General features: G+C 57.7%; 1 protein-coding gene. It reads right to left on the minus strand.

Annotated elements, in window-relative coordinates:
* A partial coding sequence (locus QWI17_RS19440) for a TrmH family RNA methyltransferase (protein WP_302724190.1) occupies nt 1-231 on the minus strand: 231 nt, incomplete at its 3' end.
* Nucleotides 232-404 lie beyond the last annotated feature (173 nt).

Here is a 404-nt window from a genome sequence, read left to right on the forward strand (position 1 = left end):
CATCACCAGGTTGCAGCCGACCAGGGCCTGTTCGAGGCTGTCGACCACCTGGGCATTGCCCAGCACATCGTCGGCACCAGAGGCGCGGGCACTGGCATCCACGGCGGGGAACTCTTTCGGCTGCACCAGCACCAGGCGCGACAAGCCCATGTTTTTCATGGCACGCGCAGCGCCGCCGATGTTGCCGGGGTGGCTGGTATTGACCAGAACAACACGAATATTTTGCAGCAAGGTGTTGTGCTCACAGATGCAGGAATCAGGGGCTTGGATCTTACAGAACCGACAGACGTAACGCCACGAAAGCAAATGTGCCCCTTCTGCCGCCACAGTTTTCTGCTAGAATGATCGGCTTTCTTCTTTAACATCTCCAGGTGACCCGCCCATGCAGCCTATGCTGAATATCG

The sequence above is a fragment of the Gilvimarinus gilvus genome (assembly GCF_030518155.1).
GTDB lineage: Bacteria > Pseudomonadota > Gammaproteobacteria > Pseudomonadales > Cellvibrionaceae > Gilvimarinus > Gilvimarinus gilvus.